The organism is Methylophaga sp. OBS3 (genome assembly GCF_026319325.1).
GTDB lineage: Bacteria > Pseudomonadota > Gammaproteobacteria > Nitrosococcales > Methylophagaceae > Methylophaga.
Genome location: NZ_JAPDMU010000001.1, coordinates 473427 through 499233, shown reverse-complemented (window position 1 = coordinate 499233; position 25807 = coordinate 473427). Strand labels below are relative to the sequence as shown.

Below are 25807 nucleotides of genomic sequence, written 5' to 3'. Positions count from 1 at the left end.
AAGATGATTAACTCTCATTTGCCAAACCAATCCAACGATATGGTAAGAACACTAGCAACACTAGAATCAAAGCAATACCAGATAACCATCCATATAAATCATAGTCGACGGTCAATTCACGTGTATCGGCATTGTCACGAATCCGGCTAACCAATTTGGCTGGTGAGCTGGGTGATGATACAAAGTCGAAACCAACTCGGTTTGCCAGTGTTTCTAAATGCGATTTTCGCTGCGATGACAAATGCTCGGTACGCGGTTTTTGCTGGTTTTGCTCAGCCATATCACCACGCGTTGAGGCGTAGACATCAACATGCATGACTTCATTTACATCCCAGAAGCCCTCGATTTCACCCTGCTCATTCGTTTTGGGTATGGGCAATAAATCATTGCCACCAACACCGACAATCAAACCTTTGATTTCACCCGGTGTTCCTTGAAATTTTGGAAATAAACTTTCATGGATAGGTGGCGACTCATGGCCATCGGTAATGAAAACGATATTAGGTTCTGGCTCAATGTCTTTAGCTTGGCGAATTGAGGTGTAGATAGCCTTTGATACTTCACTTGATCGTGCCCAAGCCATTGGTGCATTAATTTGTGCCAGCATCTGCGTCAAATCATGATAATTGGCACAAACCTCAACCGGATTCATCAACACCAATGTTCTTGCTTCACTAAAAATAGCGAGACCTGCATGCGCCCCACAAGGCATTTCTAATAAAGTCTGACGGGTAAATTCTTTAGCCCATGCCAAACGACGCATCGTTTCACCTTCAAACTCAGCATCTTCGACATTCATACTATCGGTAATATCAATGACAAAAAGACTATCCATGATCTTGATATCACGTGGTACCGGTGGCATCCATAAAGCAGCAATAATCAGCAGCAAGGCCACTGACATCGCTATCGCTGTTAATAGGATGCGGCGAGGATAACTCAGTGTCATGGCAAGTCGACCTTAAATGCTTTACTTTCAATCGAACGCTGACTGCTGATCACGTTTTTATCAAAGTCACTGTCGCTATCGGGATCTTCAGAAACAATCCGTAGAGCAACTTCTAAGTTGTAACGTGCATCCCACATTTCGGGTTCGAGTAACAAGGCACTTCGATAGTCTTGCTTGGCTAATTCAACTAATGGAATCAAACGCGCATCTGATGCTGTCATTTCCAGTGCTTTTCGTAGATTGACATTACCACGATTAAAATAAGCATCTTTCATCAGTGAGTTACCTTCATAACCTAGAACTAAAGTTAACTGCTCTAACGCTAAATCAGGTTCATCTTGCTGCACTAATTGATTCGCTTTGGCAAAGTGGCCACGGGCATCATCAGGAATAAAGTCATGAGATTCTGGGTTGGTAATGTAGTCATTAATTTTCGCCTGTTGCCATAGCTGATAACTACTGCCGAACAACCAGACAATACTTACCGTGATGATTAACAACAACGCCCAATGGGCAGCAACGAGCAATTTATTCATGGGCTTTTCTCACTCCCCAGAAGGTATACAAATGTGATGCAGCTAAAAACAGCATTGCCAACAATGCCAGCCATAGGAAAAGATCAGCTTTAGGTTCATGTGGCAAGGTTTCTTGTACTAATAATGTTTGATATTGCTGACGATCAATTTCGTCTAAAGCATCGGCAAAAGCTTGCAGTGAACCGGCTTCAAATGCCCGATATGGAACGCCAATTGATTTGAAGTAGTCATGCAACTTCCGCTCAGGAATATCCGTCCACAATGCACTTTCGCCATCTTTTGGTTCAAGCGTCATTTCCACACGAGATTTGAGATAAATCCAATAGATGCTTAAATTCATCTCATTATAGAGACGAGTGATTTGTTCTTTTGCATCATTACTCAGTAACTGGCCGCCATCTGACACCAATAAAACAATACGAGCACCTCGATAGGTTTCGCCTTCAAACATTCTGGCTGAACTCAACAATGCCTCAGCCATGTTGGTATCAGATAAACCTTTACCTAGTGCATTTGCCTTAACCGTCGCCAAAATTGACTCTTTGCTGTAAGTAAGCGGTAAAAGGTTAATCGCTTTGGTACTAAAGAAAACAAAGCCAAAGCGATCGTCTGGACGTTTTTTAACAAACTCACTCAGGTAATCTTTTGCAACACTGCGCTTTGAATTGTCACCACCAACACTTACTGAAGCAGCCTGTGTTTTGACAGCAAACGGATCGTCCATGCTTCGGCTTCTGTCGAGTAATAGGACAATCTCAGCACCTTCACCAAGACGCTCAATTTTTTGTTCTGGCATTTCAGGATCTGCCAAAGCTAACAGCAAACCTACAATGACTAAAGAAGCCAATAATTTCAGTAAATTACTGATAACTCTTGATAACGGATCGACAGGCACTAACTGCACCCAAGCAACCGTTTTATCAAGGTTATGGTTAAACCATGGCAATAAGGCCAGTGGCAGCATCAGCAACCACAATGGCTTATCCCACAGCATACCCAATAGCATCATGCCATTTTCTCCTGTGCACGACAGGCACGTGCCAGGCTCAAGAGTTGGCCAAAGTTTTTGGCTTCACCACCTGTTGCACTGAAATAATGGGCAGCAGATTGCCGATAAAAACTTTCAATATCGGCTTTTACCGGTGTTAGCCAAGGACATTGTTGCCATAATTTTTCCAAGCGACTGGCAACCAGCACTGTTCCGGCACTTTGATTGAAAGCATGATGCAAACTACGACTGGCGGCATCAGTATCTTTACGACCTAACCAACGCATTTTATTCAGCTCAAACACCGCATGTGCAAATGGCAAACGTTTACGTGGACGAAAACCAAAGTGCCAAGCTAACCAAATAGTCGTACTGATGATGAGTAATAACAACGCTAACTTAAGTTGTTGGTATAACTTGGCATCATTAAATGGCTGCAAAATCATGTCACCACGAGGCACAAAACGACCATTGGCATCCGCATTTTCAGAAGCTAAAAAAGAACCCAACTTAATAGGTGTGGCTGGAATGCTGACAAATCCGCCATCAGTTGTTCTGATTTCAAAAACAGGCGTTGCCACTTCTCGATTTTCAGCAGGCACATTAAACACCTGATAGTGCATCAAAATTTTATTGTCGCTTAACTCACTATCCCGCAAGTACAACCAAGCACCATGACGCTTATTTCGTTGCGGCAAGCTATCTGGGTTGATTGATAATGATTCAGGCAAAGTAACCTCTGCCGTAATTTCATCACCAATCAATAAGCCCCAGCTACGATCCACATTAATCGTCGCCTGCTGACCATCAACCAAATTCGCTGTCTCATCAGCATAAACATGAGCGCTTAGCGCCAACATCCAACACAAAACCCAAACACGCATGGTCGGCATCCCTAAGATTTTTTCATCGCAAAGAAGTATTCCGTTAATTGTTGTGGCGTTACTTCCCCTTCAACATATAACGGCTTAAATTGATAGCGGCGGAAACACGCATCGAGCTTGTCAAAATGCTCTTTCATTTGTGCTTGCCAACGCTTTTTGATTGCTGGTCGCATCCAAACACTATGACGTTGTCCCGTCTCGGCATCCCGTGTTTCAGTCCAGCCTGCATGAGATGGAAAATGATCAACATCATCATGCCGCCAAACAATCGGAATAACGGTGTAATGAGCGAGTTTTCTCAATGTTCGCTCAACTAACTCGATATCACAGCAAAAATCTGAAGCCAAAAAAACCATTGCTCGCTGACTATTAATCAGATCAGCGGCATGAAATAGACCTTCAGCACCAGCGGCTTCTGGCGGTTTTGAATCCATAATTTTTTCAACCGCAAGTGCCGGCATACTACGTTGCCGAGTTGGCATTATTGATACATCTTGACGCCAGATGGCATCAAAGCCGGCCATAGCAAATTGATCACCAAAACCAATCGCACTATGGGCAACCATGTGAGCTAATTTCGCAATACGCTCATGATTAACGCTGGCAACGGTCATCGAACGACTTAAATCAGCCAACAGCCATAACGTAATAGAAGAACGTTGTTGATAACGCTTTACCAACCAGCGCTGCTGTTCGCTCTGCGTAACATCAGCCGCTTGCATTCTCAAGCTGGCACGAATATCCAAACGCCGAGGATCGGGGTAATCAAACAGATCAGCAAAACCAGCAAAACGATCACCACTGCCTAAAGCCGTACCACTATGGGCACCGGGCACATGGCCAAACACTTTGTCTGGAAACCGATAGAAAAACTCCTGCGGCTGCAGGTGGTCACGCGAGGCCATGATGATTAAGGCGTCGCGATGTGATCACGCAAAGCACGCACAAATTTAGGCATGATTTGCTCACGTCGACCTTCATATACCGGCGACAAAAAGACCCTATGCGTTAAGGCTGGTAACAGAACCGTATGAACATCGTCTGGTAACACGTGATCACGTCCATTTAACCAAGCACAGACTTTGGCAGCACGCACCATGGCAGACATACCACGTACACTGGCACCGGCAACAACTAAATCTTCAACGAAGATATCTTCTAACTCGATACCTAGTTTATGTGGCTCCCAGCTGGCATCCCATAAACGGACAACGTAGTTTTCAATTTCCGGTGAAACGAAAATTGCTTTCTGAATCTGTTTATCCAGGTCATTAAGGTCTGTGTAATTCAGCAATGGCTCAGAAACCGATGACAAAAGCTCATCAACATCATGGAAAGCCGGATCAAAAATCAATTTACGTCGTTGTGCATCATCTTCTGGACGACTGATATTAATTTCAAATAAGAAACGGTCACGTGCCGCGGCACTGAGCTCAAAGGTTTCTTCTTTTTCAACGGCATTACGGTCAGCAAAAACCACCATATGCGGGAAGCGATATTCTTTACCAAAAGCATCAACACTTCGCTCAGCCATAGCACGTAGTAACAAAGACTGAACTTGAGGGCGTGCACGATTGATTTCATTAAAGAAGAATACGGCTGTTTCTTCACCATGATTAATCAGAGGGCCTGGCTCGATGACAGGTTTACCGTCAGCATTTACCCAAGCACTGTACAGCAGATCATTAGGCATCAAATCGACACTACCCTCGATACGGCCAAACGCCCCACCAAGCGCTTTAGAGAAAGCACGTAGTAATGTGGTTTTACCCACACCAACGCCACCTTCAAGTAATACGTGTCCACGTGCATGCAAAGCAATCAAAATCAGACGAATTGCTGATTCTTGCCCGATAACGACTTGGTTAACGACCTTTTCCAAGGCCAGCGCATGTTCACGCGCAACTTCAAGATGCTGCAAATCAGCCATTTATGCTCCCCTTCTATGTGTCTGTCTTACTGACAGTTATATTTTTGGTGAATAAAGCCTCAGTAACCACGCAAAAACCAATGGTAATGATAATTGCCATACTAAGGATTTGTTCTTGTCGCTCTTGGGGCTTGGCATCGAAGCGTGCCATTACCTTTAAGCTGTTATTCCTGTCTCGAATCTAACATCATTTAATCGGATAAGAAACCGCTAGACTCGGTGCTTACATTTCGATTTATCACTATTTTGCAAACACCTGCTGCCAAGCCTTGGTGTTAAGTATTAGACCGTTTCTCCCAGCTTGTCACAGCCGATATTTGCCTCAGAGTGTCGGGCAAATTTCCCGTGACCACATTTATGACTTTGCGCCAAACCAATTACTGCCTAGACTGCTTACCTAGTTACCGATAAATACAATTCAATGAATTTAAAATTACAGCTATTTGCTCGAATTCTCCTTATCGCATTATTTAGTGTGCTGATAAGTGCTGCCTATGTGCTGTATGAAACTAATCAACAATCGATGTTCCAGGCAGACTCAACTGCCAAACGTATTAATCAGCATATGACCGAAGAGCTACTTCGAAACTACACTCGCTATGACTACCGAACCCCCTTTCCTAGCACTCGTCTTTGGGAGGATATGAATGGCTTGCCCGGCTCTTGTATTCAATTTTTGTCTCGCAGTGAAAGCCGCCGGCGCAGCATGTGTAGTGAAGTGGATGAGTCTGAACGTAGTTGGCCGCTCTGGTTTGGTGGTCTATATAGCAGTCTATTTTCGCCGGATTATGAGGCCACGCGGCGATTTTCCTTTAATGCCGTGACTTACGGAACCATTCTTGTTTCATTGAACCGTCATGTAGAAACGGCTCGGGCTTGGCATAACTTACGTGCTGTGCTCGGTGTATTGTCATTTAGCATCGTGGCCTTATCGTTCTTTATCTTTATGACCATCAACCGACTATTAAGACCCGCCACATTGATTGTCAGTGGTTTGGAAAAAATGCGTGATGGTCATTTAGAAACTCGAATCCCTACCTTTGATATCGCTGAATGGCGACGCACATCACAAGCTATTAATGCACTTGCCACCAGCCAACAGCAGGTACTGGCAGAAAATCAGCAGTTAGCGATGAAGCTCATGAATGTACAGGAAGAGGAACATCGCTATATCGCTCGTGAGCTACACGACGAGTTTGGCCAATGTCTGGCTGGTATTAATGCGATGACCACCAGTATCAGCCAAACCGCTAAAAATGATAATCCAGAGATCCAACCTGAACTTGACAGTATTAACCGTATTACCGAACACATGATGGTCACGCTGAGAAACTTGCTGACGCGTCTAAGGCCAACAGAAGTTGATGAAATCGGGCTTGAGAAAAGCTTACAAAAACTGATTAAGAGTTGGCATCAACGCCGCGGTAACGAGACGCAAATCACATTACTAATAGATACACCGCTACAAGATCTTCCTGCTCCCCTGCCCGTTAATATTTATCGTGTTGTTCAAGAAGCACTGACCAATATTGCCAAACATGCGCAGGCAACCAAAGCGTTGATTCATCTATTCAGTCCAGAGACCGGTTTTTTACAGCTTATGATTGAGGATAATGGCTTGGCAGATAACGACAAAATTCAACAATCGATGGGAATGGGACTGCTCGGAATTAACGAACGTGTTCGTGCTTTAGGTGGCCAAGTGAATATTTCCGCCAATCAAGGTAATGGTTTAAAAATGATGATTCGTTTGCCTATCCACACGCAAAAGGAGTTTGATTAATGGCAACTATTCGTGTGTTACTTGCTGATGATCATGCCATTGTCCGTGAGGGTTATCGAGCCTTATTGCAAAAACAAGCCAAACTAGAAGTCGTTGCGGATGCTCGTGATGGACACGAAGCGTATATGCAATACAAAACTCATCAACCAGATGTGGTGGTCATGGATATTTCAATGCCGGGCCAAAGTGGTTTAGAGGCTATTTCACGCATTCGACAATATGATCCACAGGCAAGAATTTTGGTGTTCAGCATGCATCAGAACCCAAGTTTTGTGTTGCAGGCAACGCGTGCTGGCGCATTAGGTTATATCACCAAAAGCAGTGATCCTTCTCTACTGATTCGTGGCATTTTTGAAGTCATGGAAAACAAGCTGAGTCTCAGCCCCGATATTGCACAGGCACTGGCTTTAGAGAAGTTGGGTCACGAACAAACCCGGTTAGATGATTTGACGGTCAGGGAGTTTGAGATTTTACGATTGTTGCTCGAAGCCAAAAGCAATCAAGAAATCGCCGAGATATTAAATATCAGCCCCAAAACGGTTTCCAACTCACATTACATCATTAAACGTAAGTTAGATGTGAGCTCAGATATTGAACTCACCCGCCTCGCCATTCGCATGAAGCTATTAAATCTACGTGATTTAATTGACGAGGCAGATTGAGCTCTAAACGGACTAGGCCGCTTCATCCTTTTCATTAAAGTCATTACGAATTAGGTAATCAAACGCACCTAATGCAGCACGCGAACCTTCACCCATGGCAATAATGATCTGCTTGTAAGGTACTGTTGTTACATCACCAGCCGCAAACACACCGGGCATTGATGTCGCGCCGTGTGAGTCAATTTCAATCTCACCGTACTGACTCAATTTCACCGTGTCTTTCAAGAAATCAGTATTTGGTATCAAACCGATTTGCACGAAAACACCTGCGACTTCAACATGGTGTGTTTCACCTGTCGCCCGGTCTTTGTACTTCAGACCGTTCACTTTTTTATCAGCGCCAGTGATCTCTGTCGTTTGTGCACCAATGATGATTTCAACGTTATTCAAGCTATGCAGCTTTTTCTGCAATACGGCATCAGCTTTTAATTGATCAGCATATTCGATCAATGTGACATGACCGACGATACCTGCCAAATCAATAGCTGCCTCAACACCAGAGTTACCACCACCAATAACTGCAACACGTTTACCTTTAAACAAAGGACCATCACAATGCGGGCAATAGGCAACACCATGTCCGCGATACTCTGCTTCACCTGGAACGCCCAGTTCACGCCAACGAGCACCCGTTGCCAAAATGACAGATTTACTAAGCAGTGTCGCGCCACTTTCGAGTGAAACTTCAACCATCGATCCTTTTTTGGTCAGCTTGCTTGCACGTTGCAGATTCATCACATCAACTTCATATTCTTTGACGTGTTCTTCTAGCGCCGCCACCAACTTCGGACCTTCAGTTTCTTTCACTGAAATGAAGTTTTCGATTGCCATGGTATCCATCACTTGGCCACCAAAACGTTCAGCCACAATACCGGTACGAATACCTTTACGTGCAGCATAAATTGAAGCCGAGGCACCTGCAGGACCACCACCGACGATCAACACATCAAATGGCTCTTTTTTACTGATTTTTTCAGCTTCACGCTTGATTGACCCAGTATCCAGTCGGCCAAGAATTTCAGGCAAACTCATACGACCTTGACCAAACTGTTTACCGTTCAAAAAGACGGTAGGCACTGCCATAATTTGACGCTCATTCACTTCATCTTGGAATAAGGCACCATCAATCATCGTGTGGCTAATCTTAGGATTAAGCACTGCCATCAAGTTCAATGCCTGCACTACCTCTGGGCAGTTTTGGCATGACAATGAAATATAGGTTTCAAAGTGAAACTCGCCATCGAGATTTTTAATTTGCTCAATAACTTCAGGCTCAGTCTTAAGTGGATGGCCACCAACATGCAATAACGCTAAGACTAACGAGGTAAACTCGTGTCCCATCGGAATACCAGCGAAGCGAATTTGCTCCTGACCTTCCGGTTGCTTAATGCGAAAAGAAGGTTGTCGGGCATCATTATCGCGGTCATTGAGTGTGACTTTATCTGACATGTCAGCAATTTCCACCAGAAGCTCACGCATTTCAGCGGCTTTTGGCGTTTCATTGAGTGACGCAACGATCTCAACCGGACGTTGTAAGTTTTGCAGATAAGATTTCAACTGCGTTGCAATATTTGCATCCAACATAAGGCACCTGCCTGTAAAAATTCTGTTATTTAAAAAGTCCGGGCCGAAGCCCGGACCAGTCGACTGTTAAGCCGTTTTTTTAGATCTTGCCAACCAAGTCTAATGAAGGAGACAGAGTCTCTTCACCTGGCTGCCATGAAGCTGGGCATACTTCACCATCGTGAGATGCAACGTATTGAGCAGCTTGGATTTTACGAACCAGTTCTTTCGCGCTACGACCAATACCCAGATCGTGAACTTCACATACTTTGATTGAACCTTCTGGATCAATAACGAAAGTACCACGCAGAGCCAGACCGTCTTCTTCGATCATAACTTCAAAGTTACGGCTGATAGCACCAGTTGGGTCACCGATCATTGGGAACTTGATCTTCTTGATTGTTTCAGAAGCGTCATGCCATGCTTTGTGAGTGAAGTGTGTATCTGTAGATACTGAGTAAACTTCAACACCCATTTCTTGCAGTTTGTCGTAGTAATCAGCCAGATCACCCAGTTCAGTTGGGCAAACGAAAGTGAAGTCAGCTGGGTAGAAGAAAACAACAGACCACTTACCTTTCAGATCAGCATCGCTAACTGGCACGAACTCACCGTTGTGGTAAGCAGTCGCTTTGAATGGCTTAATCGTAGTATTGATTAAAGTTGACATGTAAAACTCCCTTAAATTGTTTTGTCGGAAAGGACAATTTGCATTCTAGTGTCCGACCTACGAATGGTCAAACAACTTAATCCAATTAAACTAATCGCTTAATCCGATTAATTGTTTCACCGCATAAAAAAACCTCTGAAGTATCACCTTCAAAGGTTTTTATACCATTGCCGTCGTTATTCACCACGGCAAATGTATCTTGTAAATGATTGTCAGCTAAAGCTGGATAAACACGCTGCATTGCGTATTTCACTTCCACTAATCAGTCACCAATGTTTTTTGTTCGGCATTTGCTATCGCTTCAACCATGTTACCAATTGCCTGCGTTAAAACCTGAAGTTCCGCTTTACTAATAATATAGGGGGGCATGATGTAAATCATGTGACGAAATGGTCGAATCCAAACCCCTTGGTCAACAATAAACTTGGGTAACCAACACATGTGTTCATCCAAAGTAATCGTTAACTCAACAACCCCAATCGCCCCTTTGACACGAACTTCTTTTACGATTTCATGTTCAGCCAATGGCGATAGTTGTTGTTTTAATTGGCTTTCAATGGTTTTGACCGATGCTTGCCAATCATACGACTGCAGCAAATCAAGGCTCTCACAAGCAACACGACACGCAAGTGGATTACCCATAAAGGTTGGTCCATGCATTAAAACGCCCTGCCCATCTGCTGCAATCCCATCAGCAACGGTTTGATTACAAATCGTTGCTGCTAGCGTCATATAGCCAGCGGTTAAAGCTTTACCGACGCAAAGAATATCTGGCACGACACCAGCTTCTTCATAAGCAAATAAACTACCAGTTCGGCCAAAGCCCGTTGCAATCTCGTCAAAAATTAACAAGACACCATACTGATCACACAGTTTACGTAATTCACGTAAGTAGCGCGGGCAATAAAAACGCATGCCCCCTGCGCCTTGAACCAAGGGCTCAATAATGACAGCTGCTATTTGCTGATGCTGTTTTTCAAGGATACTGCGAACTTCGGCGATATCAGAGTCTTGCCAATCCGCATCGTCCCGACATGTCGGCGCTGCAGCAAAGATATGTTTGGGTAATACGCCAGAGAACTTACTGTGCATACCATTAATAGGATCACAGACCGCCATGGCACCAAACGTATCGCCGTGATAACCACTACGTACAGTTAAAAGTGTATGTTTATCAGTGACATCTTGAGCGATCCAATATTGAAGTGCCATCTTGATGGCCACTTCAACCGAAATAGAACCTGAATCTGCCAGAAAGACATACTGTAAGGATTCATCGGTCATATCGATTAATCGACGCGCCAGACTGACAGCAGGATCGTGCGTTAACCCACCGAACATCACATGTGCCATTTTATCGATTTGATCTTTGGCAGCCTGATTCAGTCTTGGGTGGTTATAACCATGAATTGTTGACCACCAAGACGACATCCCATCAATCACCCGACGACCGTCTTTTAAGGTCAAATACACACCATCAGCAGAAACGACTTCATGTAATAAAGGTGGATTCATCACACTGCTGTATGGATGCCAAAGATGGGCAGCATCAAAAGCCAAATTATCTAATTGATTCATAGCGTTACTGTAAGGTCTTTAAAACAAAACTGCCCGCAATAGCGGGCAGCTAGTTAACGTAAATTAACGTTGTTATTTAGTGACGCTAAAGCTTTCACCGCAACCACACTCTGAAGTCACGTTCGGGTTACGGAATTTAAAGCTTTGATTCAAGCCTTCTTTAACAAAGTCTAATTCCATACCTTCTAACATTGGCAAACTGTCTTTATCGACCACAACTTTAACATCATCTTGTTCAATAATGGCATCGTTGTCGGCAACTGAATCAGCATAATCCAATGCATAGCTATAGCCTGAGCAGCCACTTTTCACCACACCAATACGCAGGCCAACACCACCTTCACGTTTGCTCACCATGTCACGCACACGTTTTACGGCTGTTTCTGTCAGGGTAATTGTCATATTGCTACCTGTTCAATAAATGATTAAAGCGACTGGCTTCTTTTTCTAATACAACAGCCAGTTGTTGTATTTGTTTCTCAGTATTGTCTGCTGCCACGCTGATTCTGACTGCACCTAACGCTGTGTTCTCATCAACCCCCATTGCAGTTAACACATGGCTAGGGACTTGGCGTCCAGTGCCACAAGCAGAACCACTAGCGACTGAAAATCCTTGTCGGTCTAATGTCATTAATAAGGTGTCAGAATCAAAGCCCGCCAACACAAAAAAAACCGTATTCGGCAGTCTCGGGCTATTCTCTGCAAATATGGTGACGCCGGGCAGTTTTTTCAATGCTGCTTCAAGTGCTTCACGCAACATTTTGCAGTGCGACTGGTATTCAGCTAAATGCTGTTGGGCATATTCCGCCGCTGCACCAAAACCAGCTATTGCAGCCACATTTTCAGTACCACTGCGTTTTTCGTTTTCCTGACCACCACCTAATACAAACGCTGGCCAGTCTAATTGTTTATCAACAATAAGAGCCCCAATACCTTTGGGACCACCGAATTTATGAGCTGAGATACTCATAAGCTGAATACCAGCTTGTTGGAAATCAACGTCTAATTTGCCAACCGCTTGCACCGCATCACAGTGAAACACGATTCCCTTCGCTCTAGTTAATGCTGTCAAACTAGCGATATCCTGAATCACACCAGTTTCATTATTCGCCCACATTACAGATACCAAGCGTGTATCGTCAGTTAATACTGAAGCCAATGCTGATGCTGTGATCTGCCCTGCTGCATTTGCAGGAATTTCCACGACTTCAAAACCTAATTTGGCCAAACGTTTGGCTGGTTCTAACACAGCTGGATGTTCAATACTGCTGACAAGGATTCGGCCGCCATCAAACTGACTGGTGATGCCCATTAACGCCTGATTATTAGACTCGGTACCACCACTCGTGAACCAAACTTGTTTGGCTTCAACATTAACTAACTTTGCAACTTGAGCACGTGCTGTATCTAAAGCAGCTTGACCAAAACGGCCAAAACGATGACTACTCGATGGGTTACCTTGTTGCTGTCGCATATAAGGCAACATGACATCTAATACGCCCGGTGCTAATGCCGTGCCAGCATTATGGTCTAAATACGTAAACGCCATGGTTTAGCGAATATCGAATTTGATGACTTTTTCACCAGTGCGAGTGCGCTGATAATCACTGACGACTTGGTGCAGCGTGATGCCAGCTAAATAGGTACGGATCTGATCGCTGAGACTTTCCCATAACTCATGGCTGACACATTGCTCATCTGCATGGCAGTTATGTTTGCCGTGACATTGGGTGCTATCGACTTTTTCATCAACAGCCGAAATCACGTCCAATACGGTAATACTCTCTGAGGTTCGACTCAGACGATAACCACCACCTGGACCTCGCGAGCTACTTACAAGACCTTGTTTACGTAAACGAGCAAATAATTGCTCAAGGTATGAGAGCGAAATACCTTGGCGCTCTGAAATATCCGCCAGTGTGATGGCACCTGTACCGTAGTTCAGGCTTAAATCGAGCATCGCTGTGACGGCGTAACGACCTTTTGTCGTGAGGCGCATGGGAATTTCCGCTTTAAAAATAACAGCGTAAGTTTTCCATACCCGACTATTTTAGTCAACTTTAGACGACTTGTTGTCCTTGTCCAACTCGCAACCATCCAATGTTGGCATATCAACATCTGGAATTTGTCCGCCAAGATGTTGAATTGTCTTGCATAATTGCTCAACACGTTTATCCGTCATGTGGATGTGTTCAATCAAACCATGAATGGCTGAGGCCACTGGATCTGGTGTTTGATTGGTTGCACCGTAAGCATCAAAACCAACTGATTGCGCCAGTTTTTCTTGGGCCTGTAAATCCGGCGTTTTTTGGCTACGAACAACACGTCCTGGAATCCCGACAACTGTTTCATTAGCCGCAACATCTTTGACGACAACCGCGTTAGAGCCAATACGAGCCCCATCATTCACCGTGATAGGTCCCAATACTTTGGCACCCGCACCGACAACAACATTATTAGTTAACGTAGGATGACGTTTACCACCTTTCCATGATGTACCCCCTAAGGTCACACCATGATACAAAGTGCAGTCATCGCCGATCTCCGCGGTTTCACCAATAACGACGCCCATGCCGTGGTCAATGAAAAAGCGGCGACCAATTTTGGCACCTGGATGAATTTCAATACCGGTAAACCAGCGACTAATCGTTGAGTTGAAACGTGCCAACCAAAGCCAGTTTTTTTTCCATAACCAATGGCTAAGACGATGCATGGTCAAAGCATGAACACCCGGATAAGTCGTGACGATCTCAAAGACATTACGCGCCGCAGGATCACGGTCAAAAACGCAGTAAATATCTTCCTTAAATCGTTGCCAACGGCTGACTTGTTCGGTGTCGCTCATTTTGCATTCCTCGCTTTGGTTTCGGCAGCACGCAAAATTCCATGCAAAATCTGCACTTCATTTCGGTCCAAATCAGCACGGTTAAATAAACGTTTAATCCGACGCATTAAATAACGTGGGTTTTCGGGGTCCAAAAAGCCAATGGTTTCAAGGCTGCGTTCGAAATGCTCATATAAATGGAACATATCTTCCGCACCAATTGCTTCGCGCTTTTCACCAATTCGGCCCGGATCCACTACTGGTTTAAAACTCATTCTCAGTTCATATGCTAATACTTGCACTGCAGCAGCCAGATTCAGCGAGCTGTATTCTGGGTTGGCAGGAATATTCACCAACGTATGGCACTGATCAATTTCTTCGTTCGATAAGCCTGAATGCTCACGCCCGAATACCACTGCTATTTGGGTATCGTCATCAAACTTTTCAAGGCTTTCCACAGCTTCACGCGGATTTAATAATGGCATTTCAAAGTGACGCAGGCGTGCGCTCATGGCAAAAACATGCTGACAACCGACTAATGCATCAGCCAATGTTTCATGTACTTGGGCTTTTGCCAACACATCATCCGCACCAGAAGCCCGAGCAGTCGCTTCAGCGCTTGGATAGATTTTGGGCGCAACCAAATGCAAGTTGCTGAGCCCCATGGTTTTCATGGCTCTAGCTGATGCACCAATATTGCCTGGATGGGTTGTACCAACTAATACAAAACGTACTTTTTCTAGCTGGGTCATAGTGTTTTCCGGGTAATAAACATGGCATCGCCATAACTAAAAAATCGATAACGTTCGGCAATGGCATGATGATAAGCAGCCATAATGTGATCTCGTCCAGCAAACGCCGACACCAACATTAATAACGTTGACTCCGACAAATGGAAGTTAGTGACCATGGCATCAACACTTTTAAACTGATATCCAGGATAAATAAATATCTCGGTTTCACCACTAAAAGGCTGAATCTCACCGGTTTGAGATGCACTCTCTAATGCTCTAACGCTAGTCGTGCCGATAGCAATAACACGGCCACCACGCGCTCTAGTAGCTTTAACTTGCTGGCATACCTCATTAGTTACTTCAATTCGTTCAGCATGCATCTGGTGAGTACGAATATCATCAACTCGAACTGGCTGAAATGTTCCCGCGCCAACATGTAATGTCACTTCTGCGGTTTCAATACCAAGCTCATTAATTTTCTGTAATAGAGCTTCATCAAAGTGTAAGCCCGCTGTCGGTGCAGCCACGGCGCCAACGTGTTTGGCATAAACCGTTTGGTAACGTGCTAAGTCGGCTTTATCCACCTCACGTTCAATATAAGGTGGTAAAGGCATACGACCATATTCTTGCAGTAATGAAACAGCAGGCTCAGACGACAAGAATTGGATGATAAATAGATTATCGCGGCGATCTAAGACTTCAACCTCAACATTGCCTTCTAAAGTTAGGCGTCGACCGGCTGATGGTGATTTACTGCTTCGGATATGCACCAGCGCCTGATTATCATCTAACAGGCGCTCAACCAAAACTTCAACCTTTCCACCCGTCTCTTTCTCACCCAATAAGCGAGCGGGTATCACTTTGGTGTTATTAAACACCAATAGATCATTAGGCTGCAGTAGCTCAAGAAAGTCAGAGAACTTCTTATCACTTAGCTCACCCGTGTTGCCATTCAGCGTCAAAAGACGACTGGCCGCACGCTGAGCGGCAGGATACTGGGCGATAAGTTCATCAGGTAAATCAAACTGGAAGTCGGTACGTTGCATGCCGAGATCATAGCAGAGCACCCGACTAAATCGTTAGGCTTAATCACTAATTTCGACACTTATGACAAATAAATGACATAAACGCCTTTTAATATCGGCGATGCCTCGTTATAATGCGCAGCTTGGTTGCCGGGGTGGCGGAACTGGTAGACGCGCCGGATTCAAAATCCGGTTTCTTCGGAAGTGCGAGTTCGATTCTCGCCCTCGGTACCAAAATTATCATTATTGGGGTTTTCTACCCCATTAAAGCTGTATGAATCCAAACAGCTAAATTCCAAACCAAGTTTTTAATTTGTTGATAGCGAACGTCTATCAAGCGATTTTCATCTCGTCTGGCCAAACTACAAAATTAGTTCAGCCAACATTCTTAATCCCGTAATGAGCAGCACCACGGCAAAAACTTGCTTAAGTTTTACGGCATCTAACTTACTGGCTAACGCGACACCTAGCGGTGCAAAAAGCACGGTAAGTGGCACGATACATAAAAAACCGATTAGATTGACTAGACCATAGGTACCGACGGGTGCATCAACAGGGGTAGTTCCTAATAGCAGCATGGTCAGTGCACCTGGCAAGGAAATAATTAACCCTACTGCTGCTGCTGTGCCCACTGCTTTGTGCGCCGGATAGTTACAAATCGTTAAGATTGGTACGGTAAGCGTCCCGCCACCAATTCCTACCATGGAACTTAAAAAACCAATTGATGTGCCGAGCAAGGTTTGCCCTACTTTTCCGGGCAATTGATTAAAGAGTGCAGATTTACTCGTTCTTAACAGCATATTGAGCGCTGATAAAGTCGCAATTACGCCAAACAACATGGTTAGCCACAGTCCATCGATACGCGTCACTAACCAACTGCCTAACAACACGCCAATAAAAATAAAACCAGCCCAACGTTTTAGCAGTTCAAAATCCACATTCCCCTTTTTCTTGTGTGATCGTATTGAACTGATTGAGGTCGGAATGATAGTAGCAAGCGACGTGGCTGTTGCAATTAACATTGCTGAGTCTGCAGAGACGCCAAAGCCCTGAAACAAGAAAAACAGCACGGGCACAATCACAATGCCGCCACCAACACCTAACAATCCTGCTAAAACACCAGCAAAGGCGCCTGTTGCAAATAAAGCCATTACGGTCGTTAAATTAGCGGTTAAAAATTCGATCACATTCATCCCGTTCAGGTTCTTTTTTCAGTAAACAAAAACATGCGATAGGCTAATGTCTAACCTACCGCGTGCTTAATAATAAGATTATGCTGAAAGCTCTTTTCTAATAATCTCGGCTCCGGCACTCAATGCATCAAGCTTACCTCTAGCAAGCTCTCTAGGTAATGGTGCCATACCACAATTAGTACATGGGTAAAGTTTATCCGCATCGACAAACTGTAGGGCTTTTCTTAGCGTATTAGCGACTTCTTCTGGCGTTTCAATTCGGTCACTGGCAACATCAATCGCGCCCACCATGACCTTTTTGCCCCTTAATAGCTCGATAAGCTCTATCGGTACATGTGAGTTGTGACACTCCAATGAAATGATATCGATACTAGATTGTTGCAACGTCGGGAATATCGATTCGTATTGGCGCCACTCGGATCCCAGAGATTTTTTCCAATCCGTATTGGCTTTTATGCCATAGCCATAACAAATATGAACGGCTGTTTCGCACTTGAGACCTTCAACAGCCCGTTCTAATGTCGCCATCCCCCAATCATTCACCTCATCAAAAAACACGTTAAATGCGGGTTCATCAAATTGGATAATATCGATACCGACAGCTTCTAGCTCTTTCGCTTCTTGATTAAGAATTTTGGCAAATTCCCATGCCAATTTTTCGCGACTTTTGTAATGCGCATCATAAAGCGTATCAATCATTGTCATTGGACCAGGTAATGCCCATTTAATAGGCCGATCCGTCTGGCTACGCAAAAATTTCGCATCTTCAACAAATACTGACTTTGGCCGACTCACTGCACCAACAACGGTTGGCACACTGGCATCATAACGGTCTCGAATCTTTACTGTTTCACGCTTTTCAAAATCAACACCATCAAGATGTTCAATAAACGTGGTTACGAAATGTTGGCGTGATTGCTCACCGTCACTCACAATATCAATACCAGCATGTTGCTGTTCTTGTAGCGACAGACGCAAAGCATCATGTTTGCCATCTATTAATGCTTGCCCTTCTAATTTCCATGGTGACCATAGCTTTTCTGGCTCTGCCAGCCATGAGGGTTTTGGCAAACTTCCAGCCGTTGACGTAGGTAATATTTTTTTCATTTTATCTTTCATTAACTTTAAGGTTTATGCGTTGTAACTTTCAGACCATTTTTCAAGCACTGCTTGATAAGGTTTGATGAAGTATTCCTCAGCAAACTTGCCCTGCTTGACAGCTAACTGGCTTCGCTCTTCACGGTCATAAACAATTTGTGTCAGCGAGTGGTCAGCATGTTTCAAAGTTGGTTGAAAGTAATTACCGGCCACCGCATTCGCGTTATAAATTTCTGGCCGATAAATTTTCTGGAAGGTTTCCATTGTGCTTATCGTGCCAATCAGCTCAAGGTTGGTGTAATCACAAAGTAAGTCACCAAAGAAATAGAACGCTAAAGGGGCAACGCTATTTGGCGGCATAAAGTAACGCACGGCAAAGCCCATTTTTTTGAAATACTTTTCTGTCAGCGAAGATTCATTTGGCACATATTCAACACCTAAAACCGGGTGCTGATTTTCTGTGCGGTGATAAGTTTTGTTATCTGAGACACTGAGACAAATAACCGGCGGCTTCTTGAAGTTTTCTTGGTAAGTCTCTGAGTTAACAAAGTCTTTAAAGAGTTTGCCGTGCAAATCACCGAAGTTATCAGGAATGCTAAACGAAGATTGCCCTTCGTTGTGTTTCAAAAGACGGACGCTAAAATCATAGTCACGCACATATGACGAGAAGTTATTACCAACAATCCCTTCAATACGTTTATTGGCTTGATGATCAACGATATAGGTTTTCAAAATCTCTATAGATGGAAAATTTGCACCATTGCCTTCCACATCAATATCGACAGAAATAATTTCCAGCTCAACACTATAACGGTCACCTTTTGGGTTATCCCAGCTAGCTAGGGCATTAAAGCGGCTATCAACCATCTTTAAGGCATTGCGTAAATTTTCTTTACGACGCTCACCTCTCGCTAGGTTCGCGAAGTTGGTGGTGATTCGCGTGCTGTCTGATGGTTGATAATTTTCATCAAAACGAATGCGCTTGATTGTGTACTGGAAGCCTGTGCTCATGGTTTCTGTTCCCTGTTTTAAGCTGTACCTGAGTTATTAGCAATCTGCTCAAATCAAACCTCAATTCTTGGATTAGCAGGAAGTTTGAGTCGCTAACGCGATTGCATTTAAGGCACTTTATACAGGCACCAAACCATGAAAAAAATTGATTTTATCTCATGAAATAATGATTTTTATTCATGCAACACACTAAAGGTTTTCGTTAACTTGGCACGTGAGTCGCCAGATTCGCTCATGGTTAACGAATAAGAAAGATTACGATGAGACAATCAAACAATGGCTACAGACATTATTTAGCACTCACAAAAACATGTCCAAATAGCCATTTGATAAGCTGAAAAGATACTTTTGAGTCAGGTTATGCGCTGATATACAGCGCATTTAAGGATTATGACGGTAAGCCTAATGGGTGTTTAAAGCTGCTGGCTAAATCAATAAATGACTTCAAATATTCAATGTCATCATCGCCTTCCCGCGTTCCCAAATAGATTTGTTTAGCAATACCCGTCTTACCCAGGCGAACAACAGCTAGCGGGAGTTTGAGGCAATATTCTTCTGCAAGCCAACGCGGTAAGGCAGCTACACCCCGACCTGACGCAACCATTTGCAGCATGATTTCTGTCGTGTCGCTAGTTTTATGATGTTTGGGAACAACTTCGGCAGGATTAAGAAATTGTGTATAGATATCTAACCTATCGGTTGCTACGGGATATGTCAGTAATACTTGGTCACGTAAGTCTTCTGCCTGAACGTATTTTCGAGAGGCCAGTTCATGATGAACCGGCACAACCAAAACTTGTTCATAATCAAAAACAGGATTAAAACAAAGGCCACTTTTATAGATAGGATCTGGCGTCACCAATAAGTCGATTTCATAATCCATCAACGCATCAACACCACCAAACTGAAATTTTTGTTTTACATCGACATCCACATCAGGCCAGGCAGCTAAAAACGGCGAAACCACTTTCAATAACCATTGGTAACAAGGATGGCATTCCATCCCAATACGTAATGTTCCTCGCTCACCTTGTGCTATTTGCTTTAGCTTTTCTTCAGCATGACCCAATAAAGGTAAAACCCGCTCGGCAATATTTAATAAATATCGCCCCGCTTGGGTAAGCCGCAAGCTTCGACCCTCGCGTAACCAAATATCCGTACCTAGGTTATCTTCCAATTTACGCATCGTATGACTGAGCGCTGACTGGGTGAGATGTAATTCTTTGGCAGCAGCTGTTAGCGAACCATGCTGATCAACGGCATAAACAACTTTTAAGTGGATTCGTTCAATCATAAGGTATGAGTAAAATTAATTGTTATGTGAAAATATAACATTTTTATTCATAAATTAAGTACTTTATTCTGTCGCTCATTAATTACTGAATCACCCCGCATGAGCTTAAAATGAATACAGCTATTGGCTACCCAGAAAAACCCATTGTTATCCATGCCTGTCAGGTTACGAAAATTTCGTCTCTTAGTGACAATACCTACCAGATTGAATTGGCATCGCCGGAGGGTTCCGTCTTGGATTACTATGCAGGCCAGCATCTTCAGCTGTCGTTAGACGTAAATGGTGACGGTCAATTACAACCTTTGCTGTATTCAATTGCTAATGGCTTTGACCCAGAAAAACCAAACCGATTACAACTTATCATCCAAAATAACAGTGAATTTTCCGATAAGGTTTTAAATCGTATTGCTGCGTTATTAAATGTCGAAGCAGCCATCCCAGTGACCTTACCAATGGGGCAAGCTTTTCTGCAAACTAACCTCAGCCAAAAACATTTATTGATCGCATCAGGCTCGGGAATTGCGAAGATAAAATGCTTAATTGAAACTATTTTGCGACAACAGCCAAATGCTGATGTAAACATTTATTGGTCTAACAAACACGCCGATGAGTTTTATTTACATACCGAGTTTCAAGATTGGTTAACAAACAATCAAAACCTGACATTTACCCCTATCCTCGAATCAGCCCATCCAGACTGGTCCAGTCGTTCTGGTTACATATATGAAGTTATCCAACAGGACTATGACGATCTTAGTGATGTACAAGTCTATCTATGCGGTTCGCCACAAATGGTTTATGGCACGATTGATAAACTTGCTGTCATTGGATTGAAAGAAAACAACTGTTATTCAGATGCATTTCAATATGCGCCGAGAACTTAATACTTATTCATAACGTATAAGCAGGTTTACGGTTGGTAAACCTGCTTAACAAAACGTCATTTCTTTTAGCTTTTCCACGAAGCCATTTGCTCAATACAAATTTCATTAAGCTTTTTAGCCGCAACCGCTGAAGAAGACTCGGTATAGCATCTTAGTTCCGGTGCATTTCCCGATGGCCTAAGATGAACAACATCGGCATTATCAAACGTGATTCTGACCCCGTCGGTTTTATCAACAGATATGGGCGCTGAGACAAAAGGAAATGCTTTTTTGATGTTTGTACAAACCATTTGCCAATCATCAGCATCAAACTGTGCCAAACGTACCTGACTCAACTCGGTAGGGAATTGTTTTAAACGATCACTATAGGTAAATCGGGATGGCAATTTTTCAACCAGTTCTGAAATAGCACACTGCTGCTCATCAGTAGCCAGAATTACAGACAAAGCAACAATAACCGCATCTCTTGTCGGCAGTGGCGCTAAGGTTTTACCATCACGTTGCACAGCGGTGAGCTGCAGAAAACCACCATTTGCTTCGTAACCAACAATGCTCGAACCTGGCATTTCTTGCTGCGCTTGTTGCATATCCGCAATAACGTATGGCGAACCAATTTTTGTTCTGGTGACTTTACTGAATAACTGACTTTTCTCAACGGCGCTATTACAACTTACCGGAGTCATAACTACATCTGCCTGAAGATATGCAGCACACAAAATTCCAGCAATATCGCCGCGTAACCATTGACCATTTTCATCACTGATTAACGGTCTATCGCCATCACCATCGGTCGAGACAATACAATCAAAATGATGTTGTTGTGCCCAGCGTGACGCCGCGGCCGTATCCTCAGGTCTAATGGCTTCAGTATCCACGGCAACAAAAGTATCAGACCGACCTAGTGAGGTGACTTGGGCGCCAAGTGATTCAAGTATGATACGGAAAACAACACGAGCAACCGACGAATGTTCATATAAACCGATATGTTTGCCTTGCAAACATTGGCTTGGGAAAAAGCCAACATAGCGTTTTACGTAATGCTCCAGAGCTTCATTTCGAACAGATGGCATTTCTGGCTCTGCAACCAAATAACCATTGCTATCAAATAAGCCTCTAGGTAATTCAACCAGCTGTTGTCTGATCCCCACCTCATCTTGTTTAAGAATTTCACCCAGTGGGGTGTTGAATTTCATGCCATTACGATCATCAGGGATATGACTGCCTGTGACCATAATGGTCGGCATTTTTTGCGTAATGCCAAATAAAGCCAGTGCCGGTGATGGGATTAAACCGTAATAAATTGGCTCATATCCCATCATTTTGCAGGCTGCCGCCACAGCTTTAATGATTCTTGGTGAACTCTCCCGAAGATCCCCAGCAATGCCGACATTGTCCCCAGGTGCCACCATTTCATTTTGTTGCAGGTATTGCATAAAGGCAGTGACATAAGCAACGCAGACTTTGTCTGTCATATCGCTAACAAGTCCGCGTACACCACTGGTACCGAAACTCACACCTGATTGATTCATTAAATCCTGAATACTGGTTTTCATTACACAGTCTCTAATTTGCCTATACGGTTTTAATCACGATGATAGTTATCATCAAAACGGATAATGTCGTCCTCACCCAAATAGCTACCAGATTGCACTTCAATAATTTCCAGAGGAATTTGGCCAGGGTTATGAAGACGATGAGTTTTGCCCAGTGGAATATAAGTTGACTCATTCTCAGACAACAAAGTCACCTTATCATCACATGTCACTTGGGCTGTGCCAGTCACAACGATCCAATGCTCCGCACGGTGGTGGTGCATTTGTAATGAGAGTGAGGCCCCCGGTTTTACTCTGATACGTTTGACCTGAAAACGGTCACCATTATCAATCGAGTCATAGAATCCCCAAGGGCGATAACACAGACGATGGTTTTCGGCTTCTGAACGTTCGGAATCATTCAGTTGCTCAACCATTTTTTTCACATCTTGGGTTTTGTCTTTACTGGCAACCATAACCGCATCAACCGTTTCAACAACCACAACATTGTCGAGGCCTAACACAGTTACCAGACGGTCTTGACTATGGACATAGGAGTTAGTGACACCATCAAGCATCACGTCACCATAAGTCACATTATTGTCTTCACTTTGCTCTGCACAGTCCCATAAAGAAGACCATGAACCGACATCACTCCAGCCTGCATCTAAAGGCACGACAACAGCTTTTTCGGTTTTTTCCATAACCGCATAATCAATTGAAATCGCACTGCTTCTTTCAAAGCTTTCTTGATCAAGGCGAATAAAATCCAAATCAGGATTCGCATTTTCTAAAGCGTCATGACAAGCAATCAGTAAATCTGGCGAATATTTATCAAGTTCGGCCAATAACGTAGATGCTTTAAACATAAACATGCCACTATTCCAGTAATACTTACCAGAGCTCACATATTGTTCAGCCGTTTTTAAATCTGGCTTTTCGACAAATGCCTTAACGGCGCTGATGGTGTCTTTTTTCGTCGCTTCGATATAACCGTAACCGGTGTTCGGTTCGGTCGGCACGATACCAAACGTCACTAATGCGCCCTGCTCAGCCTGCTCTTTAGCGTCATTAATAGCTTTATGAAAAGCAGGAACATCTCTAATGACATGGTCTGCAGCTAACACCAATAAAATGGGATCGTCACCTTTACTGGTTGCTTGTAATGCTGCAACAGCCAATGCCGGCGCCGTATTTCTTGGTACAGGCTCCAACATAATTGTCGATGATTCTGCACCAAGTTCATGAAGCTGCTCTGCCACCATAAATCGGTGGTCATTACTACATACGATGGTGGCCGGTTCTAAACCCGGAATACCATCAAGACGCATTAATGTTTGTTGAAACATCGTTTCATCACCAAACAATGACAAAAATTGCTTGGGCTTATTTTTTCGGGAAAGCGGCCATAAACGTGTACCGCTTCCGCCTGACATGACAACTGGAATCATAGGATTCTCCTAGTTATTTCAATATCAATAAGTTCTGGTAGGAAGGAATTGGCCTTAGTCGTTACCAAATAAATCACGTGTATAGACCTTGTCAGCGACATCACGAATGTCATCAACCATCCGATTCGCAATAATCACGCTACTTCTCGATTTAAACTCCTCAAAATCACGAACCACTTGTGAATTAAAAAACGTCTCGTCCTGTAAGACAGGCTCATAGATAATGACCTCAATCCCTTTGGCCTTAATTCGTTTCATAATGCCTTGTACGGATGATGCTCTGAAATTGTCCGAGCCAGACTTCATGATTAATCTATAAATACCGACCACTTTGGGTTTTAATTTAAGAATACTGGCTGCCACATGGTCTTTACGCGTGGTATTGGCATCGACAATGGCATTAATGATGTTGTTAGGCACATTCTGGTAATTGGCCAATAACTGTTTGGTGTCTTTCGGTAAACAATAGCCACCGTACCCAAACGAAGGATTGTTATAGTGATCACCGATACGTGGATCCAGACAAACGCCATTAATGATTTGACGACTGTTAATGCCATTAATCTCAGCATAACTATCCAGCTCATTAAAATAGGCAACACGCATAGCTAAGTAAGTATTAGAAAAAAGCTTAATCGCCTCAGCTTCAGTTGGCTCAGTGAATAAGACGGGAATGTCTTCTTTCTGAGCGCCCTCCACCAACATATCCGCAAACGCTTTTGCTCTTGGCGAGTCTTCACCCAAAATAATGCGTGATGGATAAAGATTGTCGTATAACGCTTTACCCTCACGTAAAAACTCTGGCGAGAAAATGATGTTTTCACAGCCTAAAGTCTGTTTGATGTTTTTGGTATAACCAACAGGCACTGTTGATTTGATTATCATGACGGCTGAAGGATTAATTTCCATCACGTCTTTAATGACAGCCTCGACCGACCCCGTATTGAAATAATTGGTTTCTGGGTCATAGTCAGTTGGCGTTGCAATCACCACATAATCTGCATTTTCATATGCCGCATGCTTATCAAGCGTTGCTGTCAGATTCAGGCTTTTATTAGCCAGAAAGTCTTCTATTTCAGCATCTGAAATCGGTGACTTTTTAGCGTTGATAAGATCAACTTTATCAGCGATAAGATCTAACGCCACAACCTCATTATGTTGTGCCAGTAAAACAGCATTAGATAGTCCCACGTAACCTGTGCCAGCTATCGCTATTTTCAT

General features: G+C 43.6%; 26 protein-coding genes and 1 tRNA gene. 4 read left to right on the top strand and 23 right to left on the bottom strand.

The window, feature by feature from the left end; genetic code table 11:
• Positions 1-7: 7 nt before the first annotated feature.
• From OMP94_RS02410 to OMP94_RS02385, 6 genes are read right to left on the bottom strand one after another with little or no spacing between them, the layout of a single operon-like run.
• Complete coding sequence (locus OMP94_RS02410) at positions 8-949, bottom strand: VWA domain-containing protein (RefSeq protein WP_266275601.1); 942 nt, start codon at positions 947-949, stop codon at positions 8-10.
• Positions 946-1485 carry an MxaK protein gene (locus OMP94_RS02405; protein ID WP_266275599.1) on the bottom strand — a complete coding sequence of 180 codons (540 nt, stop codon included), beginning with the start codon at positions 1483-1485 and terminating at the stop codon, positions 946-948. Before OMP94_RS02405 ends, OMP94_RS02410 begins: the two co-directional genes overlap by 4 nt.
• Positions 1478-2494: a vWA domain-containing protein gene (locus OMP94_RS02400; protein WP_266275597.1), complete on the bottom strand. Its 1017-nt coding sequence runs from the start codon at positions 2492-2494 to the stop codon at positions 1478-1480. The genes OMP94_RS02405 and OMP94_RS02400 overlap by 8 nt, the downstream gene beginning before the upstream one ends.
• Positions 2491-3357, bottom strand: coding sequence for a hypothetical protein (locus OMP94_RS02395; protein WP_266275595.1), 867 nt, complete (start codon positions 3355-3357; stop codon positions 2491-2493). The genes OMP94_RS02400 and OMP94_RS02395 overlap by 4 nt, the downstream gene beginning before the upstream one ends.
• Before the next feature lie 11 nt (positions 3358-3368).
• Complete coding sequence (locus OMP94_RS02390; RefSeq protein WP_266275593.1) at positions 3369-4262, bottom strand: DUF58 domain-containing protein; 894 nt, start codon at positions 4260-4262, stop codon at positions 3369-3371.
• Between the two features lie 5 nt (positions 4263-4267).
• Complete coding sequence (locus OMP94_RS02385) at positions 4268-5287, bottom strand: AAA family ATPase (protein WP_266275591.1); 1020 nt, start codon at positions 5285-5287, stop codon at positions 4268-4270.
• A gap of 421 nt (positions 5288-5708) precedes the next feature.
• Between OMP94_RS02385 and OMP94_RS02380 the strand changes: the two genes are divergently transcribed.
• Positions 5709-7070, top strand: a complete 1362-nt coding sequence (locus tag OMP94_RS02380; protein ID WP_266275589.1) for a sensor histidine kinase — start codon at positions 5709-5711, stop codon at positions 7068-7070.
• The gene (locus OMP94_RS02375; RefSeq protein ID WP_266275587.1) at positions 7070-7732 is read left to right on the top strand and encodes a response regulator transcription factor; all 663 of its coding nucleotides are present in this window, start codon (positions 7070-7072) and stop codon (positions 7730-7732) included. The genes OMP94_RS02380 and OMP94_RS02375 overlap by 1 nt, the downstream gene beginning before the upstream one ends.
• Before the next feature lie 12 nt (positions 7733-7744).
• On the opposite strand, the gene ahpF is transcribed toward OMP94_RS02375, so the two are convergent.
• The 10 genes from ahpF to queA all read right to left on the bottom strand — a co-directional run bounded on the left by ahpF (position 7745) and on the right by queA (position 16144).
• The gene (ahpF, locus tag OMP94_RS02370) at positions 7745-9316 is read right to left on the bottom strand and encodes an alkyl hydroperoxide reductase subunit F (protein WP_266275585.1); all 1572 of its coding nucleotides are present in this window, start codon (positions 9314-9316) and stop codon (positions 7745-7747) included.
• 79 nt (positions 9317-9395) lie between these two features.
• A complete protein-coding gene (ahpC, locus tag OMP94_RS02365; RefSeq protein ID WP_266275583.1) occupies positions 9396-9962 on the bottom strand; it encodes an alkyl hydroperoxide reductase subunit C in 567 nt (188 codons plus the stop codon).
• 85 nt (positions 9963-10047) lie between these two features.
• Positions 10048-10221 (bottom strand): hypothetical protein, encoded by a 174-nt coding sequence (locus OMP94_RS02360; protein WP_266275581.1) that lies wholly within the window; start codon positions 10219-10221, stop codon positions 10048-10050.
• Positions 10221-11540 carry an adenosylmethionine--8-amino-7-oxononanoate transaminase gene (gene bioA, locus OMP94_RS02355; protein WP_266275580.1) on the bottom strand — a complete coding sequence of 440 codons (1320 nt, stop codon included), beginning with the start codon at positions 11538-11540 and terminating at the stop codon, positions 10221-10223. Before bioA ends, OMP94_RS02360 begins: the two co-directional genes overlap by 1 nt.
• A 72-nt stretch (positions 11541-11612) precedes the next feature.
• Entirely contained in the window at positions 11613-11942 is a 330-nt protein-coding gene (locus OMP94_RS02350; RefSeq protein WP_266275578.1) for a HesB/IscA family protein, read from the bottom strand.
• Between the two features lie 4 nt (positions 11943-11946).
• Positions 11947-13089 carry a cysteine desulfurase family protein gene (locus tag OMP94_RS02345; protein WP_266275576.1) on the bottom strand — a complete coding sequence of 381 codons (1143 nt, stop codon included), beginning with the start codon at positions 13087-13089 and terminating at the stop codon, positions 11947-11949.
• A 3-nt stretch (positions 13090-13092) separates the two neighbouring features.
• Positions 13093-13539 (bottom strand): Rrf2 family transcriptional regulator, encoded by a 447-nt coding sequence (locus OMP94_RS02340; protein WP_266275574.1) that lies wholly within the window; start codon positions 13537-13539, stop codon positions 13093-13095.
• A gap of 51 nt (positions 13540-13590) precedes the next feature.
• Positions 13591-14385, bottom strand: coding sequence for a serine O-acetyltransferase (gene cysE, locus OMP94_RS02335; RefSeq protein WP_266275572.1), 795 nt, complete (start codon positions 14383-14385; stop codon positions 13591-13593).
• The gene (locus OMP94_RS02330) at positions 14382-15116 is read right to left on the bottom strand and encodes an RNA methyltransferase (protein ID WP_266275570.1); all 735 of its coding nucleotides are present in this window, start codon (positions 15114-15116) and stop codon (positions 14382-14384) included. The genes cysE and OMP94_RS02330 overlap by 4 nt, the downstream gene beginning before the upstream one ends.
• Entirely contained in the window at positions 15113-16144 is a 1032-nt protein-coding gene (gene queA / locus OMP94_RS02325) for a tRNA preQ1(34) S-adenosylmethionine ribosyltransferase-isomerase QueA (protein WP_266275568.1), read from the bottom strand. The genes OMP94_RS02330 and queA overlap by 4 nt, the downstream gene beginning before the upstream one ends.
• Positions 16145-16272: 128 nt before the next feature.
• On the opposite strand from queA, the gene OMP94_RS02320 reads away from it, so the two are divergent.
• A tRNA-Leu gene (locus OMP94_RS02320) sits at positions 16273-16357 on the top strand.
• 128 nt (positions 16358-16485) lie between these two features.
• Here OMP94_RS02320 and OMP94_RS02315 read toward each other — a convergent pair.
• The 4 genes from OMP94_RS02315 to OMP94_RS02300 form a co-directional block, all read right to left on the bottom strand.
• Positions 16486-17316, bottom strand: coding sequence for a sulfite exporter TauE/SafE family protein (locus OMP94_RS02315; RefSeq protein WP_266275564.1), 831 nt, complete (start codon positions 17314-17316; stop codon positions 16486-16488).
• Between the two features lie 78 nt (positions 17317-17394).
• Complete coding sequence (locus OMP94_RS02310; RefSeq protein WP_266275562.1) at positions 17395-18423, bottom strand: methionine synthase; 1029 nt, start codon at positions 18421-18423, stop codon at positions 17395-17397.
• 24 nt (positions 18424-18447) lie between these two features.
• Positions 18448-19425, bottom strand: a complete 978-nt coding sequence (locus OMP94_RS02305; protein WP_266275560.1) for a DUF1852 domain-containing protein — start codon at positions 19423-19425, stop codon at positions 18448-18450.
• Between the two features lie 388 nt (positions 19426-19813).
• Complete coding sequence (locus OMP94_RS02300) at positions 19814-20719, bottom strand: LysR family transcriptional regulator (protein ID WP_266275558.1); 906 nt, start codon at positions 20717-20719, stop codon at positions 19814-19816.
• 110 nt (positions 20720-20829) lie between these two features.
• On the opposite strand from OMP94_RS02300, the gene OMP94_RS02295 reads away from it, so the two are divergent.
• Positions 20830-21603 carry an FAD-binding oxidoreductase gene (locus tag OMP94_RS02295; protein WP_266275556.1) on the top strand — a complete coding sequence of 258 codons (774 nt, stop codon included), beginning with the start codon at positions 20830-20832 and terminating at the stop codon, positions 21601-21603.
• A 65-nt stretch (positions 21604-21668) separates the two neighbouring features.
• Here OMP94_RS02295 and OMP94_RS02290 read toward each other — a convergent pair whose 3' ends face one another.
• The 3 genes from OMP94_RS02290 to OMP94_RS02280 are packed head-to-tail and all read right to left on the bottom strand — an operon-like array spanning position 21669 to position 25807.
• The gene (locus OMP94_RS02290) at positions 21669-23156 is read right to left on the bottom strand and encodes a phosphomannomutase (RefSeq protein WP_266275554.1); all 1488 of its coding nucleotides are present in this window, start codon (positions 23154-23156) and stop codon (positions 21669-21671) included.
• Between the two features lie 29 nt (positions 23157-23185).
• On the bottom strand, positions 23186-24586 hold the full coding sequence (locus OMP94_RS02285; RefSeq protein ID WP_266275552.1) for a mannose-1-phosphate guanylyltransferase/mannose-6-phosphate isomerase: 1401 nt from the start codon (positions 24584-24586) through the stop codon (positions 23186-23188).
• A 54-nt stretch (positions 24587-24640) separates the two neighbouring features.
• Positions 24641-25807 (bottom strand): nucleotide sugar dehydrogenase, encoded by a 1167-nt coding sequence (locus OMP94_RS02280; protein ID WP_266276432.1) that lies wholly within the window; start codon positions 25805-25807, stop codon positions 24641-24643.